The organism is Polaromonas sp. CG_23.6 (genome assembly GCF_029892315.1).
In the GTDB taxonomy this organism is placed as follows: Bacteria; Pseudomonadota; Gammaproteobacteria; order Burkholderiales; family Burkholderiaceae_C; genus Polaromonas.
Map to the genome: position 1 here is coordinate 3,744,179 of NZ_JARXUY010000001.1, position 15,403 is coordinate 3,759,581.

The window sequence follows — 15,403 nt, forward strand, 5'->3', positions numbered from 1 at the left end:
AGGATGAAAGTGGCGCTGCGCATTCAGTCCGGTCTGGCTCAGGTGCACAAAGTCAGGTCAAACACGGTTTCCTGAGTACTGGCTTGCTGGCGACCGTCGTTGTCATGGGACATGAAACGCACCGACACCATCAGGCGGTTGCAGCTGATTTCAGGAATCACGGTAGCGCCCGAATGCAGCCGCAGCCGAAGCAACTGGAAATTTCGTCCCTGCGGCAGCATTTGCTGGTATTGACCTGCCGGTGCCATCACCTTTTGCGGCGCCCCCGAATCGCGCACTAGCCTGAGCAACAGGTTAAGCGCTTCGGCCAGCGGCACCAACGGCAGCACCCAGCGCTGCAGGTCATGCTGGCGAACGTTGGCGCCAAGGTGCTGCCAGGCGTGGTAGGCCGGCAAGTCGAATTCGCAGGTGCCACCTGGAATACCAACCCGGCTGCGAATGCTCATCAACCATTCATTTTCCGTCAATGACTGGCCAACCTTGCCAGAAAGTTCATTCATGCTGGAAAAACAGGCTTCGAGCTCGGCGGTAATGTCGTCAAGCACCCTCTCGGAGATGACCGGGTTGCCACGGTAGCCGTTGAGCACATGTTTCTGTTTTTCGATGTCCTTGAGCACATCGGTTTTCAGGTCGGCCCGCGCGCCGACATCCATGATTTCAAAAATGGTTGCCAAAGCATGGTGATGGTCAATCGGGCTTTCCCGTTTGATCAGTTCAGCCAGGCGCAAAAACAGGTGCTCGAGCCTCAGGTAGGTACGTATACGTTCGTTAAAGGGATGCTCGTAAAGAATCACGGAACTGGTTTTCCTGGCTTCAGTAGATGTTTTGTCATCATAGCCGTAAGCTGCGAGCCAGCTCACGCACTTGCAGCTCAAGTGCTTCCAACGACAAGTTGTCGTTACAAATACAGGCATCAGCTGCTGCCAGCCGCTGCGCACGACTGGCCTGGCCAGCGATGATTTTTACCACCATTTCACGCGACATGGCGTTTCTGGCCATGACACGAGAAATTTGCGTTTCTTGCGTGCAGTCAACCACCAGCACATGGTCGAGCTGCTGGCGCCAATGCCCTGACTCGACCAGCAAAGGGATATCGAAAATGATGCAGAGGCGGCCAGCTTGCACAGCTGCGTTGGCTTGGCGGATGGATTCCTGGCCTACCAACGGGTGAATGATGGCTTCGAGCTGCCCTTTGATCGCGGGGTCGCTGAAAGCAAGCTGGCGCATCCGCTCCCGGTCCATTGCGCCCTCTTCGGTGATGATGTACGGCCCGAACTGCTTTGCCAACACATTGATGGCAGCCCCTCCGGACGCGGTCAACTGCCGGGAAATTGCATCGGCATCAATCAGTGCGGCGCCGCACGCCACCAGCACGCGCGCCACCGTGCTTTTGCCGCTTCCGATGCCGCCTGTCAGGCCTATACGCTGGACCCCCGGATGCATGGCTTACAAACCAATGAACTGAAGAATCGACTGGGGACCGGAAATCATCGCGGTAAAGCCAGCCCCGGCCAGAAAAGGACCGAAGGGCACATAGCCTCCTTCGCGCAGGCCGCTTGAATATTTCATCCCGATGCCGACCATCGCACCAATCACCGAAGCCATCAGGATCATGGGCACCAACGCTGTCCAGCCAAACCAGGCCCCAAGCGCGGCAAACAGCTTGAAGTCGCCGTAACCCATGCCTTCCTTGCCGGTGGCCAGCTTGAAGGCCCAGTACACCCCCCACAATGAAAGATAGCCAGCGACCACGCCCCACAATGCTGAAGTCAGATCAACGGCCGGATTCCACTGCAGTGCTGCCGCTATCAGTCCCGCCCACAGCAAGGGCAAAGTGATGTCGTCAGGCAACAGGGTTGTGTCCCAGTCAATCACTGCGAGCGCCAGCAGCGCGGCCGAAAATCCGCACCAGACCAGTGCCGTCATCGTCCAGCCCCAGCGCCATGCACAAAAGAAAAACAGGCCACCTGTGACGGCCTCTGTCAGTGGATACCGAATCCCGTAAGGCACACGGCAAGTTGAACACTTGCCGCGAAGAAAAACATAGCTGAGCACGGGAATGTTTTCATACCAGCGGATCAAATGACCGCAACTTGAGCAGCGTGAACGCGGCGTCAGCAGGTTGAACTTTTCTGCCGGCTGCGCTGTAACGCTATTCAGCTCGGCACATTCGGCTGCCCACTGGTACTCCATCATCTTGGGAACCCGGTAGATGACCACATTCAGAAAGCTACCAATGAGCAGGCCCAGAATTAGCGCAAGCGCTGCGATGAAACCGGGATCCATGTCAGTTGCCAACAACATCAAACGACCTGGCCCAATTTGAAGATCGGCAGGTACATGGACACCACGATTCCGCCAATCAGGGTCCCCAGAAACACAATGATGATGGGCTCCATCAGGCTGGACAAGCCAGCAACCATTTCGTCAACTTCGGCTTCGTAAAAATCGGCAGCCTTGCCAAGCATGTGGTCTACCGAGCCCGATTCCTCTCCAATGGCGCACATTTGCAACACCATGGTGGGAAACAGGTTGGCATTGGTCATGGCGGCGGTCAGGCTGGTGCCGGTCGAGACTTCCTGCTGAATTTTCTCGGTGGCGTCTGCGTAGAGCGAATTTCCCGATGCGCCGCCCACCGAGTCGAGCGCTTCGACCAGTGGAACACCGGCAGCGAACATGGTGGACAGGGTACGCGTCCAGCGAGCAATGACGGATTTTTCGATCAAGGTTCCAAATACCGGCAGCTTCAGCAGCAGACGGTCCATGACCTTCTGCATTTTTTCACTGCGTTTCCAGGCTTGGAGGAAAAAATATATGGCGCCGCCGACGCCGCCAAAAATCAACCACCAGTAGGCAACAAAAAATTCACTGATGGCCATTACGATGAGCGTTGGCGCTGGCAAATCGGCGCCAAAAGATGAAAAGACTTCCTTGAACGCAGGGATCACAAAAATCATGATCACGGCAACCACCACGAAAGCCACGACCACGACGGAAGCCGGATACATTAACGCCGACTTGATTTTTGACTTGATGGCCTCGGTTTTTTCCATGTAAACCGCCAGTCGATCAAGCAGCGACTCCAGAATACCAGCCGCTTCGCCAGCCTCGACAAGGTTGCAGTAAAGCGCATTGAAGTACATCGGGTACTTGCGGAAAGCACTGCTCAGGGAGGTTCCGGTTTCAACATCAGTACGCACGTCGTTCAATAATTTGGTTACGCTGCCGTTGGGATTACCGCGACCCACGATGTCGAAAGACTGCAACAGTGGCACGCCGGCCTTCATCATCGTGGCGAGCTGGCGCGTAAAGATTGCAATATCACGCGGCTTGATGGCCTTGCCCGAACGCATGCGGCGCTTTTTAATCTTGGTTGCCATCACCCCTTGTCTGCGCAGCGATACCTTGACCTGGTTTTCGCCTACAGCACGGACTTCGCCACGAACCTGTTTGCCGCCTCGGTCTTTGCCTTCCCACTCAAAAACAAATTCCTTGATATCTTTGGACAATGCGGTTGCCATAAAGCCTTATTTTTGTGTGGACGGCCTTCGAGCCGTTCGGTCTATCTTGTCAGATGCACTTGTCGTGTCTAAGCCACGCACGAAGCTAGGCATTGGTGCAGCCCAATATCTCTTCCATCGAGGTCATTCCCAGTTTAACTTTGTACAATCCGGACTGGCGCAGACTTCGCACGCCTTCAGCTTCAGCCTGGGCCGCGATTTCCATGGCACTGCCGTCACGCAGGACGATGCGCTGAATTTCTTCGGAAATGGGCATGACCTGGTAAATGCCCAGCCTGCCCTTGTAGCCGTTGTTGCACTTGGCGCAACCCACTGGATGAAAAGGCTTCCATGAGCCATCGACCTCATGGTCCTTGAAGCCAGCCTGGAGCAAGGCATTGCGCGGAATATCGATAGCCGCCTTGCAGTGCGGGCACAAGCGCCGTGCCAGCCGCTGGGCAGTGATAAGTATCACGCTGGAGGCGATGTTGAAAGGCGCAATTCCCATGTTGCGCATGCGCGTCAGGGTCGTCGGCGCGTCATTGGTATGCAGCGTAGACAACACCAAATGGCCGGTTTGCGCTGCCTTGATGGCGATGTCGGCGGTTTCGACATCGCGGATTTCACCGACCATGATGATGTCGGGATCTTGCCGCAGGAAAGCCTTCAAGGCCACCGGAAAGGTCATTCCGGCCTTTTCGTTCATGCTGACCTGGTTGACCCCGGGCAAGGTAATCTCGGCAGGGTCTTCAGCCGTGGAAATGTTCACGCCGGCAGTGTTCAGTATATTCAGGCAGGTATAGAGCGAGACTGTTTTTCCCGAGCCCGTTGGCCCCGTCACCAGCACCATGCCGTAAGGCCGCTTGATCGCTTCCAGCAAGCGTTCTTTTTCCTCCGGCTCGTAGCCCAATGCGTCAATGCCCAGTTTGGCGCTGCTGGGGTCCAGAATACGAATGACGATTTTTTCGCCAAACATGGTGGGCAAGGTGCTGACCCGGAAGTCAATCACACGGTCGGGCCCGATCTTGAGCTTCATCTTGCCGTCCTGGGGCACTCGTTTCTCGGAAATATCCAGCTTGGAAATCACCTTGATGCGCGCGGCGAGCTTTTCCTTGATGGCTACGGGTGGAGAAGAAATTTCACGCAGCTCGCCATCGACGCGAAATCGAACCCGGTAAGAATTTTCAAAAGGCTCAAAGTGCAGATCGGATGCACGCATGTTAAAAGCATCGATCAACATTTTTTGCAGGAATTTGACAATCGGCGCGTCATCAACCTCCGAAACACTCGCTTCGTTTTCCTGAGCAGCCGGCAGCGAGAGATCATCGTCAAACTCGAAATCCGCGCCAACGATGTTTTCAACAGCTTCTGACGCTGTGGACCCAGAAACGTCGACAAGCCTGGAAAGCTTGTCATATTCTGCAATGATCCAGTCAACGCCCAATTGGGTTGAGAATTTAATTTGTTCCGCCACACTTTGGTCAGACGGGTCTGCGGTTGCAACGATGAGCCGGTTGTTGCGCTTTCCCAGCACCACGATTCGACAGGATCGGCAGATTTTTGTATCGAGCAAGCCCTTGGGCAAATGCAGCATGTCAACAGCGTCCATGTCTACCAAAGGCGCGGCAAAAGACATCGACATGATGTGCGCCAAGTCAAATGCAGAAACAGCGCCTGATCCTGTCAACTCGGCGATAAAGCTGTTTCGACTGACTTGCGCTTTTGAAAAAATATCCTCGGCAGCCTTTTGCCCCAGCTTTCCTGCGGACACCAAAGCTCTGCCAAGTCCGGGCAACGTCGCGGATACTGGATTTTTCAGTACGGTCTCTGTAACAGACATGATGTTCAATGCGTTATCAAAGAAAGAATCATCGCTTAATGATTACAAGGTGTAAACCTTGCATGTACATATTCTTCACATTTTGTGACTACTTTGTACAAAAACTCAATAACTTAAAAAAGCAGTGTCAGCGGACGTTCTCTTGACTGTTTCTGCTTTGAGTTAGCGAAAATTCGGAACACTACCTGTCCAGCCTATGGAAAAAGAAAACTTACTGGGTTAGCTTGGGCATTTCAAGCACCACTTTTGTCGAATTTTCCGTATTCGAAGACAGCACCGCCTGCCGCCCATTTACAGATTCCAACACCATGTCGTTGTCAACCAAAGTACCCACGCGAACCGGTTTGGCATCCTGACCATCAATCGAAATCAGCGCAGCACCAGCTTGGATCCGTCCTGACAACACGCCAACCAAACTATAGCGGCTGGCTGCAGGCGCTGCGGTTGACGTCGTGGCAGCAGTGGCCATTCCGCCTCCAAATGCCCGGGCAATTGTCTGTGAATCGGGAGCGAGTATTGGCTCAATCAGTGTTGATGAAAGCACGGCTGGCGAAGACAAACCCCAGACTTTCAGACCCCAGTAGACCACGCTAGCAGCAGCCAATGCGGAGATGGCGAATGTCACAATTCTGGTGGTCCATAGGCGATAGGCGTCTGTCTGCATGACAGGATTATGATTGATGCAACCATATGACTACACAACAACCTTCATTCGCGTCCCTTCGACGACGCATTTCCGCAGGCTTCACCTTGATAGAGCTGATGGTGGTGCTGGTGATCATTGGCGTCTTGGCAGCGCTGGTGGTGCCCAACGTACTGGACCGTGCCGATGATGCGCGCGCCACAGCCGCCAAAACCGACGTCAATAATCTGATGCAGGCGCTCAAGCTTTATCGATTGGACAACCAGCGCTACCCTGCTGCTGAGCAAGGGTTGCAGGCGCTGGTGGCAAAGCCGACGACGGGGCCAATTCCCTTCAACTGGAAATCTTATGTGGACAAGCTGCCCAACGACCCTTGGGGCCGCCCTTACCAATATCTGAATCCTGGTATCAAGGGCGAAATCGACGTGATGTCTTTTGGTGCCGATGGGCAACCCGGGGGCGAGGGCAAGAATGCCGATATTGGCAGCTGGGATTGAAGTAGCCCCCACGCTCCCCACTGCGTGTGGTTCGCTTCCCTCCGCGGGGGTCGCTGCGCCTGCGACCTGGCAAAGCCAGTTCCACGGCTCCGGCTGGTTTCGAGCGGGTACGTCTCTGATCTTCGCTATGTGGGTTCGCCGCTTTCCAAGCGGTGCCATGACGCACCGTGCGCCTTTGCGTCGGATTCGCCATCGCGGGTTCACGCTGATCGAGTTGCTGATGGTGGTGGCGATCATGGCCATCGCGACGGCGGGCGTCGGGCTGGCGCTGCGCGACACGTCGGGGACGGCGCTGGAGCGCGATGCGCAGCGGCTGGCCGTTTTGCTGGATTCAGCCAGGGCGCAATCGCGCATGACCGCCAACCCGGTGCGCTGGCGACCCACCGCCACAGGCTTTGTTTTTGAAGGTTTGGCGAAAGGCACAAGTTTTCCGTCCACCTGGCTGGGCCAGGACGTACGCGCAGCCGTCGCCAACGTCTTGGTGCTTGGGCCGGAACCGATCATCGGACCGCAGCAAATTCGCCTGGTGTCCATTTCGGACCCTTCGCGCAGCCTGATCCTGGCGACAGACGGCATCCGGCCGTTTTCGGTTCTGTCGGACGGTTCCCGATGATGCTATGCAGCCGGATACGGCGTTCTGGCGCTCGCGGCTTCACGCTGATCGAGGTACTGGTCGCGTTGGGTATCGTCGCAGTCGCGCTGGCTGCTGGCGTGCGCGCCACAGGCTCGCTGATGCGCAATTCGGAACGCCAGTCGGACCTGCTACTGGCCCATCTTTGCGCTGAAAATGCACTGGTGAATGTGCGGCTGTCGCGACAAATGCCAGCAGTTGGCGACAACACCAGCACTTGCGAACAAGCCGGCCGCAGCCTGGCAGTGCGCTTGTGGGTGCAACCCACGCCCAATCCGAATTTTCTGCGGGTTGAAGCGCAGGTGCTCAACCGTGCAACCCGAATACTTGCGCTTTCGACCATCGTGGGACGGTACTGAGCATGGCGCGGCTACTTACTGCTTCACGCGGCTTGTCGCGACCTGCGCAGGCCCGCGGCTTCACCCTGATCGAGTTGCTGGTGGCGCTGGCCGCGATGGCGATCATGGCGGGCCTGAGCTGGCGCGGGCTCGACGGCATGGTGCGGGCACAGGCACAGATCCAGCAACGCGCCGATTCGGTCCTCACCTTGCAGGCTGGGCTCACGCAATGGTCCTCTGACCTGGATGCCTTGGCGCAACTGCCGCGCACACCGACGCTGGACTGGGACGGGCGCGGACTGCGGATTATTCGCCGCAGCACCGTTCAGCCTGGTGACGGTCTGTTGGTAGTGGCATGGTCGCGGCGCAATGTGAATGGCACCGACCAATGGCTGCGCTGGCAGTCGCCGCCACAGTTTTCCAAGGGCGCCTTGCAAATCGCCTGGGAGCGTGCTGCCCAGTGGGCACAAAACCCGGGCGATGCCGAAAAAAGGGACGAAGTCCGTGTCACACCGCTGGAAAATTGGCAGATTTTTTACTTTCGCGGCAATGCCTGGACCAATCCTTTGTCCAGCGACAACGCCAACTCACCAGCCACACCGATCCGCAGCCCGACACAACCCGTGAACTCCGACCAAGCACTGCCGGACGGCGTTCGGCTGGTGCTGACGCTGCCTGGCAGCGAAGCCCTCCACGGCGTCATTACGCGCGACTGGGTGCGCCCCTCCCTGGCGGGTGCCAAATCATGATGCCGGCTGTAAAGTCCCCGGTTCGGCGGTGCAGTGCAGCAGTTGCACGACAGGCGGGTGCAGCCCTTCTCACGGCAATGCTGACGGTGGCGCTGGTGGCCAGCCTGGCAGCTGGCGCGTTATGGCAACAATGGCGCAGTGTCGAAGTCGAGGCCGCCGAACGCGCGCGGGTGCAATCACTTTGGCTGCTGACCGGTGCGCTCGATTGGGCGCGCCTGATCCTGCGTGAAGACGCCAGATCTGGTGGCGCCGACTACCTGTCGGAACCCTGGGCGGTGCCCCTTGAAGAAGCGCGGTTGTCAACCTTTTTGGCAGCCGACAAGAAAACCGATCCGGACGATGAGGCCAACGCGTCGCAAACCTTCCTGTCTGGCCTGATCACCGATTTGCAGTCGCGCCTGAACGTCATCAACCTCGTGGACAGCGCCGGCAAAGTGTCCGAGCCTTCTGTAAAGGCCTTTGCCAAACTGTTCGAGCTGCTCGGGCTTCCCCCCGGAGAATTGCAGGTACTGGTTGAAAACCTGCGGCTCGCGCTGGATGTCAATCCTGAGAACGCATCGACCCAGCAGGCGCCCCTGATGCCGCAGCGCCTAGACCAGCTGGTCTGGCTGGGCCTGTCGCCGGCTAGCCTGGCCATACTGCGGCCTCACATCACCTTGCTGCCGGTGCGCACGCCGGTCAACCTGAACACCGCCAGCGCCACGGTGCTCTCAGCCTGCATCCCATCACTGGAAATGGGGCTGGCCCAGCGCCTGGTGAATATGCGCCAGGCAAATCATTTCAAGACCCTGGCCGAAGTGACCGAACAACTCGGCCAGACCGCCATGCCACTTAATGAAGCGCAGCACAGCGTCAATTCACGTTTCTTCGAGGTCCAAGGGCGGCTGCGACTTAACCAAGCGGTGGTTGAGGAACATTCAGTGGTTCAGCGCGACGGCCTGGAGGTGAAAACATTATGGCGAGACCGGGGCGCACCAGCGCATTGAGACGCCCGCCCCCATACAATGGGCCCCTGAATTCAAGCATGACAACACTTCTCGTCACCCTTCCCCGGACACTTCCGACTGCCGCCATGCTTTGCGAGGGCGTTCTGAGTGATGACGGATTCACCGTGCTCAGCGTTGTGCAGGCGCCTGCAGCGCTGTTGCCCGCACCTTCCAGCGCCGTCATCGTGGCCGTGGTTCCTGCCTGTCGCCTGTCCTGGCACCGACTTGCCCTGCCGCGTGGGGCGTTGAAAGGCGGGCTGTTCCAGGATGGCAATGCGGGGCGGCTGCGGGCCGTGCTCGACGGGCTGCTGGAAGACAGCGTGCTCGACGAGACCAGCCATCTGCATTTCGCCATCGAGCCAAAGCCACGCACCGACGAACCCGTGTGGGTCGCGACCTGCGAGAAAGCCTGGCTGCATGCCTGGCTGGCCATGCTGACGCAGGCCGGCCGGCCGGTAGCTCGCATCGTCCCCGAACTTACACCGCCATCTGGCGATGGGGTCGTGTCGCTGCATGTCACCGGCACAGCCGACCAGCCCCAACTGATGCGCACCGGGCCAGAGGGCGTGACACTGCTGCCGCTTTCAGTGGCCAGCGCCGCGCTGATGGCATGGCCAGAAGACGCCGAAGTGCTGGCCGAACCTGGCGTTGCCGAATTGGCAGAACATTTCTTCAACCGTCCCGCGCGTCTGCAGACACCGCCCGAGCGTTGGCTGGCGGCAGCGCAGTCGGACTGGGACCTAGCGCAGTTCGACCTGCTCTACACCCGCGGCACGCGCACCCGCAAGCATCTGTCGGCCATGATCTCCTCGCTGTTCAGGGCGCCGCGCTGGCGCGCAGCGCGCTGGGCGAGCGTAGCCCTGGTGCTGGCAAACGTGGTGGGCCTGCAGGCCTGGGCCTGGAAAGAGCAGTCTTCGCAGGCCGCCCAGCGCGCCGCCATCCGCAACCTGTTGACAACCACGTTTCCCGACGTGCGTGTGGTCGTCAATGCGCCGGTGCAGATGGCCCGCGCGCTGTCTGACCTGCAGCGCCGCAATGGTATCGCCTCGACTGCCGACATGGAAACTCAATTAGGGCATTTTAAGGCTGCAGCGCCCGACACCCCTGTACCAGCAGCTATTGAATTCATATCAACTGAACTCCGCTTGAAAGGGCTTTCTCTCCCGGCTTCGGCGGTGGCTGAAATCGCCGCACGGCTGCAGGCCCAGGGTTACCGCCTGCGCATGGATGCCGAAGGCCTGACGATGAAAGAGGAGCGTTTTCCATGAGCCTGACGAGCACTCTGGCGCCGCTGCGAGCGCGCTGGGTCCGGTTGCCGGGCCGTGAAAAAACCGTCATCCGGCTGGCTGTCCTGATGGTCCTGGCTTTGCTGCTCTGGCAGTTCAGCGTCGGGCCGTCATTGGCCACGCTGCGCACCGCAGACACGCAGTCCAAAGCGCTGGGCGCGCAGCTGCAGACCATGCAGGCGATGCAGTTGCAGGCACAGGCTGTGCAGAAGCAGCCGCCATTGGGCTTTGACGAGGCAGTGCGCGCGCTGACCGCCGCCACCAAGCAGACCCTGGGCGCGGGAACACAACTGGTGCTGGCAGGCGAGCGCGCCAACATTACCGTCAAGGACGCCAGTCCGGAGGCGCTGGCAGAGTGGTTGGCGCAGGCGCGGCTGAATGCCCGCTCGGCACTGATTGAAGCCCGCCTGGTGCGCGCCGCGAAACCAGGCGAACCGGTCTGGAATGGCGTTCTCGTGATGGGCCTGCCGGCCCGCTAGCCAGACAATGTCCTACTCCAGCCCAAACGTTGCCATCCCTGCTTTTGCCAATGCCCCCTGGCGCTGGGCAGCGGCGGGCGCGCTGGGCGGCCTACTAATTGCCTTTGTGCTGTTTGCTCCGGCACGCTGGCTGGCGACGCTGGTCCTGCAGGCCAGTGGTGGTCATGCCATGCTGGCCGCACCACGCGGCAATTTCTGGCAGGGTTCGGCGCAACTCGTGTTATCGGGTGGCGCTGGCAGCCTGGACGCCGTGGCCCTGCCGGGTCAGGTGAGCTGGCGCATCCGGCCGGCCTGGACTGGCCTGGATCTTAAGCTCAACGCCGAATGCTGCATGCAGCAGGCATGGCAAGTTCAGGCCCGTACTTCTGGCTGGGGTGGCGTTCAGCTGACGCTTTCCGACAGCCAGTCGCAATGGCCTGCCGCACTGCTTTCAGGCCTCGGCACACCGTGGAATACGGTACAGGCGCAAGGTCAGCTGGCAGCTTCCACCCAGGGTCTTAACGCCCGCTGGATGCAGGGCAGGCTAGAGTTGGCAGGCCGCCTGCAGCTTGACGCCCTGAAGATGTCCTCACGCCTTTCCACGCTGCAGCCCATGGGCAGCTACCGCGTCACGCTGACGGGCGGCAACCCGTCCACGCTGGAACTGATTACCCTTGACGGCAGCCTGCTGCTCACGGGCCAGGGCCAGTGGGTAGGTCAGCGGCTGCGATTTGACGGCTCTGCCAGCGCCACGCCCGGGAGCGTCGACGCGCTCTCGAATCTCTTGAACATCATCGGGCGGCGCAATGGCGCAACGGCCGTCATTAAAGTGGGTTAATGCCGCATGAAACATCCGAACTTCAAACGACACCAAATTGCTATATTTTCAATAGCTGGAAGTGCCCTTCTAGCTTGCGGAACAGGCATATTTCCTTCTAATTCACAAGCGCAGCCGCAAGTCGCGTCACCGGCATCCGAAGGCCGGCGCGGCGAAGCCATCACGCTGAACTTCGTCAATGCCAACATTGACGCAGTGGCCCGCACCATGGCTACGCTGACAGGCCGCAATGTGGTGGTTGATCCACGCGTCAAGGGCACGATCACGCTGACGACCGAACGCCCGGTCAGCCCGGCTCTGGCCTACACCCAGTTTCTGGCCATCCTGCGCCTGCAGGGCTTCACGGTGGTCAATTCTGCTGGCTTGGACAAGATCGTTCCAGAAGCCGATGCCAAGCTTCAGGGCGGCGCGGTTTCGACAAATGTGCCTGTCGCCGGCGGCCAGATTGCCACGACGATCTTCAAACTCAGCTTTGAGAATGCCAACAACCTGCTGCCAATCCTGCGCCCGCTGATCAGCCCGAACAACACCATTAACGTCAACCCCGGCAACAATTCGCTGGTGATCACCGACTATGCCGACAACCTGAACCGTCTGGGCCGTATCATTTCAGCGCTGGACGTGTCCAACGCCACCAATGTCGAGTTGATCCCGGTGCGCTATGCGTCGGTGACCGACCTCGCGCCTCTGCTGACTCGGCTGCTCGACAACAGTGCCAGCGGCGGCGTGGCGACGGCCGAGGCCAGCTACAAAACCACCGTGCTCCCCGAGCCACGCAGCAATTCGCTGATTGTCCGTGCCGCCAATGGCGCGCGCCTGGAACTGGTCAAGTCGCTGCTCAAGACCCTGGACACGCCGAACCTGAACGGCCCGAACGGCGACGCCGGCAACATCTACGTGGTCTACCTGAAGAATGCAGATGCCACCAACATGGCCTCGGTCCTGCGCGCTGCAATGAGCGGAACCGGCGGCAGCGGCTCTTCCAGTCCCGCATTGCCATTTCTGGGCAATCCATCGGCCATAAATACGGGGGCTCAGTCGGGCGGGGCCAACAATCTAGGCCAGTCCAGCAGTGCGGCAACCACCCCCATCACGCCGAGTGCAGGTCCTTCGACTGGCGGGCAGATCCAGGCTGACCCGGCGACCAATTCACTGATCATCACTGCCTCGGAACCCCAGTACCGGCAACTGCGTGCGGTGATTGAAAAGCTCGATGGCCGGCGGGCGCAGGTGTACGTGGAAAGCCTGATTGCCGAAGTCAACATGGACAAGGCAGCCGAGTTCGGCATTCAGTGGCAAGGGCCCCTTGGCGGCAAGGGCGACAGCCTGATTGGCCTGCTAGGCACCAACTTTGGCACCAGCGGCAAAAACATCATCCAGTCGGCCCTCGGCGCTTCCAACGGCACCCCTCTGCCCCCTGGAACCGGCTTCAACCTGGGCGTGGCGGCGCGCAACAACGGCGTGTACTTTCTCGGCTTCCTGGCCAACTTTCTGCAGACCTCGGGCGCTGGCAATATCCTCTCAACACCCAACCTCATCACGCTGGACAACGAAGAGGCCAAGATCATCATTGGCCAGAACGTGCCGTTTGTCACAGGCCAGTTCACCAACACCGGCGGTGGCGGCAACGGCAGCGTCAACCCGTTCCAGACCATCGAGCGCAAGGACGTGGGCCTGACCTTGCGGGTCAAGCCGCAGATCAGCGAAAACGGCACAGTCAAGATGTCGATCTTCCAGGAAGTCTCCAGCGTGCAGCCGGGTTCGGTCAATTCCGCCACCGGCATCATCACTAACAAGCGCTCGATCGAGTCGAACGTACTGGTCGAGGACGGCGCGATCATCGTGCTCGGCGGGCTGCTGCAAGACGAATATTCGGGAAACGACCAGAAGGTGCCCGGGCTGGGTGACGTGCCGGTGTTTGGCAACCTGTTCAAGTCTGAAAGCCGCAGTCGCAAGAAAACCAACCTGATGGTCTTTTTGCGGCCGGTGGTGGTACGCGACGGCGCTTCAACGAATGCCCTGTCGATGGACCGCTATGACCTGATGCGCACTACCCAGCAGCAGACACAGCCCCGCAACAGCAGCCTGGTGCCAATCAATGAGTCGCCTGTGTTGCCGGACATCAAGCCCATGCCCGGGGTGGCGCCAGCCAGTCCAGTGCCAGCCCCCCTGTTCCAGACGACGCCGCTGCCGATGATCAACGACCGCTAGGCATGGAACATCCCGCCCGCTACCCTTTGCCGTATGCGTTTGCCCGCAGCCAGCAGTTGCTGCTGGAAGACTTCGGCGGCGACCTGACACTGTGGCTGCACAGCCTGGGCACGCCTCAAACGGCAGGCGCCATCAGCGAAGTGATGCGCAAATTCGAGGTTCAGCACATCAGCGTCGAGACCCCCGAGTTGCTCCAGCAACGCATCAGCGCTGCCTACTCCCAGAGCGAATCGAGCGCCGCCACTGTTATCAGCGAAGTCGAAAGCGATGTTGACTTGTCGCGCATGATGCAGGCGCTGCCGGCCATTGAGGACTTGCTGGAGACATCAGACGATGCCCCCATCATCCGCATGCTCAATGCCTTGCTGACGCAGGCGGTGCGCGATGGCGCCAGTGACATCCACATCGAGCCCTACGAGCGCCACTCCGCTGTGCGCTTTCGCGTCGATGGTTCGCTGCGCAACGTGGTGCAGCCCAACCGGGCACTGCACGCGGCGCTGATCTCGCGGCTGAAAATCATGGCCGAACTCGACATTGCCGAAAAACGCCTGCCGCAGGACGGCCGCATTTCGCTGCGCATCGGCACGCGTGCCGTGGACGTGCGCGTCAGCACGCTGCCCAGCGCGCATGGCGAGCGCGCCGTGCTGCGTCTGCTCGACAAAAGCGGGGACCGGCTCAACCTGGAAGCCGTTGGCATGCAAGGCGACGTGCTGAGTCGCTTCGAGCACCTGGTGGCTCAGCCGCACGGCATCATTCTGGTGACCGGCCCCACGGGTTCTGGCAAGACCACGACGCTGTACGCCGCCATGGAGCGGCTGGACACCCGGCGCCAGAACATCATGACGGTCGAAGACCCGATCGAGTACGAGCTGGCCGGTGTCGGACAGACGCAGGTCAATGCCAAGATAGACCTGGACTTTGCCAAGGCACTGCGCGCCATCCTGCGCCAGGACCCGGACGTGATCATGATCGGCGAAATCCGCGACTTCGAAACCGCACAGATCGCCATCCAGGCATCGCTTACCGGCCACCTGGTACTGGCTACGCTGCACACCAACGACGCCGCAAGTGCCGTTACGCGCCTGACCGACATGGGCATCGAGCCGTTTTTGCTCAGTTCGTCACTGCTCGGCGTGCTGGCGCAGCGACTGGTGCGCAAGGTCTGCGTTCACTGCCAGGGTGCCGGCTGCGCCACCTGCGGCCAGACCGGCTACCAGGGACGCACTGGCGTGTTCGAGTTGCTGGCGACCAACGACGCCATACGGGCGCAGATTCACCACCAGGCAGCAGAAGCCGACCTGCGCGAAGCGGGCCTTAAAAACGGCATGATGCTGATGCGTGACGATGGCGAGCGGCTGGTACGGGCCGGCATCACCACGCGCGAAGAGTTGATGCGCGTAACACGCGACTAAATGACCCCCACGCT

The 15,403-nt window shown here is 59.6% G+C and carries 16 protein-coding genes; 10 read left to right on the forward strand and 6 right to left on the reverse strand.

Annotation, left to right across the window (positions count from 1 at the left end):
• Nucleotides 1-38: 38 nt before the first annotated feature.
• The 6 genes from zapD to H4V98_RS17745 form a co-directional block, all read right to left on the reverse strand.
• Nucleotides 39-794 (reverse strand): cell division protein ZapD, encoded by a 756-nt coding sequence (gene zapD / locus H4V98_RS17720; protein WP_196862154.1) that lies wholly within the window; start codon nt 792-794, stop codon nt 39-41.
• A gap of 37 nt (nt 795-831) precedes the next feature.
• Entirely contained in the window at nt 832-1,443 is a 612-nt protein-coding gene (gene coaE / locus H4V98_RS17725; RefSeq protein ID WP_196862153.1) for a dephospho-CoA kinase, read from the reverse strand.
• Nucleotides 1,444-1,446: 3 nt separating this feature from the next.
• The gene (locus H4V98_RS17730; protein ID WP_196862152.1) at nt 1,447-2,304 is read right to left on the reverse strand and encodes an A24 family peptidase; all 858 of its coding nucleotides are present in this window, start codon (nt 2,302-2,304) and stop codon (nt 1,447-1,449) included.
• Nucleotides 2,304-3,521 (reverse strand): type II secretion system F family protein, encoded by a 1,218-nt coding sequence (locus tag H4V98_RS17735; protein WP_196862151.1) that lies wholly within the window; start codon nt 3,519-3,521, stop codon nt 2,304-2,306. The genes H4V98_RS17730 and H4V98_RS17735 overlap by 1 nt, the downstream gene beginning before the upstream one ends.
• Before the next feature lie 85 nt (nt 3,522-3,606).
• On the reverse strand, nt 3,607-5,340 hold the full coding sequence (gene pilB / locus H4V98_RS17740) for a type IV-A pilus assembly ATPase PilB (RefSeq protein WP_196862150.1): 1,734 nt from the start codon (nt 5,338-5,340) through the stop codon (nt 3,607-3,609).
• Between the two features lie 211 nt (nt 5,341-5,551).
• A complete protein-coding gene (locus H4V98_RS17745) occupies nt 5,552-6,004 on the reverse strand; it encodes a general secretion pathway protein C (RefSeq protein ID WP_196862149.1) in 453 nt (150 codons plus the stop codon).
• Nucleotides 6,005-6,030: 26 nt separating this feature from the next.
• On the opposite strand from H4V98_RS17745, the gene gspG reads away from it, so the two are divergent.
• From gspG to H4V98_RS17795, 10 genes are all read left to right on the forward strand, one after another.
• Nucleotides 6,031-6,480: a type II secretion system major pseudopilin GspG gene (gene gspG / locus H4V98_RS17750; RefSeq protein ID WP_196862148.1), complete on the forward strand. Its 450-nt coding sequence runs from the start codon at nt 6,031-6,033 to the stop codon at nt 6,478-6,480.
• A 157-nt stretch (nt 6,481-6,637) separates the two neighbouring features.
• On the forward strand, nt 6,638-7,093 hold the full coding sequence (locus H4V98_RS17755; RefSeq protein WP_196862212.1) for a prepilin-type N-terminal cleavage/methylation domain-containing protein: 456 nt from the start codon (nt 6,638-6,640) through the stop codon (nt 7,091-7,093).
• Entirely contained in the window at nt 7,090-7,470 is a 381-nt protein-coding gene (gene gspI, locus H4V98_RS17760) for a type II secretion system minor pseudopilin GspI (RefSeq protein ID WP_196862147.1), read from the forward strand. The genes H4V98_RS17755 and gspI overlap by 4 nt, the downstream gene beginning before the upstream one ends.
• Before the next feature lie 2 nt (nt 7,471-7,472).
• Complete coding sequence (locus H4V98_RS17765; protein WP_196862146.1) at nt 7,473-8,198, forward strand: prepilin-type N-terminal cleavage/methylation domain-containing protein; 726 nt, start codon at nt 7,473-7,475, stop codon at nt 8,196-8,198.
• Nucleotides 8,195-9,184 (forward strand): type II secretion system minor pseudopilin GspK, encoded by a 990-nt coding sequence (gene gspK / locus H4V98_RS17770; protein ID WP_231374544.1) that lies wholly within the window; start codon nt 8,195-8,197, stop codon nt 9,182-9,184. The genes H4V98_RS17765 and gspK overlap by 4 nt, the downstream gene beginning before the upstream one ends.
• 38 nt (nt 9,185-9,222) lie before the next feature.
• On the forward strand, nt 9,223-10,452 hold the full coding sequence (gspL, locus tag H4V98_RS17775) for a type II secretion system protein GspL (RefSeq protein WP_196862145.1): 1,230 nt from the start codon (nt 9,223-9,225) through the stop codon (nt 10,450-10,452).
• On the forward strand, nt 10,449-10,949 hold the full coding sequence (gene gspM / locus H4V98_RS17780) for a type II secretion system protein GspM (protein ID WP_196862144.1): 501 nt from the start codon (nt 10,449-10,451) through the stop codon (nt 10,947-10,949). The genes gspL and gspM overlap by 4 nt, the downstream gene beginning before the upstream one ends.
• Before the next feature lie 7 nt (nt 10,950-10,956).
• Nucleotides 10,957-11,766: a type II secretion system protein N gene (locus H4V98_RS17785; protein WP_196862143.1), complete on the forward strand. Its 810-nt coding sequence runs from the start codon at nt 10,957-10,959 to the stop codon at nt 11,764-11,766.
• A gap of 6 nt (nt 11,767-11,772) precedes the next feature.
• The gene (gene gspD / locus H4V98_RS17790; protein WP_196862142.1) at nt 11,773-13,977 is read left to right on the forward strand and encodes a type II secretion system secretin GspD; all 2,205 of its coding nucleotides are present in this window, start codon (nt 11,773-11,775) and stop codon (nt 13,975-13,977) included.
• Between the two features lie 2 nt (nt 13,978-13,979).
• Nucleotides 13,980-15,389, forward strand: a complete 1,410-nt coding sequence (locus tag H4V98_RS17795) for an ATPase, T2SS/T4P/T4SS family (protein WP_196862141.1) — start codon at nt 13,980-13,982, stop codon at nt 15,387-15,389.
• Nucleotides 15,390-15,403 lie beyond the last annotated feature (14 nt).

What these genes read in the sequence shown, in the direction of transcription:
- H4V98_RS17755 (WP_196862212.1), top strand. Translation starts at nt 6,638, where the DNA reads ATGACGCACCGTGCGCCTTTGCGTCGGATTCGCCATCGCGGGTTCACG.
- gspM (WP_196862144.1), top strand. Translation starts at nt 10,449, where the DNA reads ATGAGCCTGACGAGCACTCTGGCGCCGCTGCGAGCGCGCTGGGTCCGG.
- H4V98_RS17795 (WP_196862141.1), top strand. Translation starts at nt 13,980, where the DNA reads ATGGAACATCCCGCCCGCTACCCTTTGCCGTATGCGTTTGCCCGCAGC.
- H4V98_RS17785 (WP_196862143.1), top strand. Translation starts at nt 10,957, where the DNA reads ATGTCCTACTCCAGCCCAAACGTTGCCATCCCTGCTTTTGCCAATGCC.
- H4V98_RS17735 (WP_196862151.1), bottom strand. Translation starts at nt 3,521, where the DNA reads ATGGCAACCGCATTGTCCAAAGATATCAAGGAATTTGTTTTTGAGTGG.
- H4V98_RS17730 (WP_196862152.1), bottom strand. Translation starts at nt 2,304, where the DNA reads ATGTTGTTGGCAACTGACATGGATCCCGGTTTCATCGCAGCGCTTGCG.
- gspI (WP_196862147.1), top strand. Translation starts at nt 7,090, where the DNA reads ATGATGCTATGCAGCCGGATACGGCGTTCTGGCGCTCGCGGCTTCACG.
- gspL (WP_196862145.1), top strand. Translation starts at nt 9,223, where the DNA reads ATGACAACACTTCTCGTCACCCTTCCCCGGACACTTCCGACTGCCGCC.
- gspD (WP_196862142.1), top strand. Translation starts at nt 11,773, where the DNA reads ATGAAACATCCGAACTTCAAACGACACCAAATTGCTATATTTTCAATA.
- gspG (WP_196862148.1), top strand. Translation starts at nt 6,031, where the DNA reads ATGACTACACAACAACCTTCATTCGCGTCCCTTCGACGACGCATTTCC.
- pilB (WP_196862150.1), bottom strand. Translation starts at nt 5,340, where the DNA reads ATGTCTGTTACAGAGACCGTACTGAAAAATCCAGTATCCGCGACGTTG.
- coaE (WP_196862153.1), bottom strand. Translation starts at nt 1,443, where the DNA reads ATGCATCCGGGGGTCCAGCGTATAGGCCTGACAGGCGGCATCGGAAGC.
- H4V98_RS17765 (WP_196862146.1), top strand. Translation starts at nt 7,473, where the DNA reads ATGGCGCGGCTACTTACTGCTTCACGCGGCTTGTCGCGACCTGCGCAG.
- gspK (WP_231374544.1), top strand. Translation starts at nt 8,195, where the DNA reads ATGATGCCGGCTGTAAAGTCCCCGGTTCGGCGGTGCAGTGCAGCAGTT.
- H4V98_RS17745 (WP_196862149.1), bottom strand. Translation starts at nt 6,004, where the DNA reads ATGCAGACAGACGCCTATCGCCTATGGACCACCAGAATTGTGACATTC.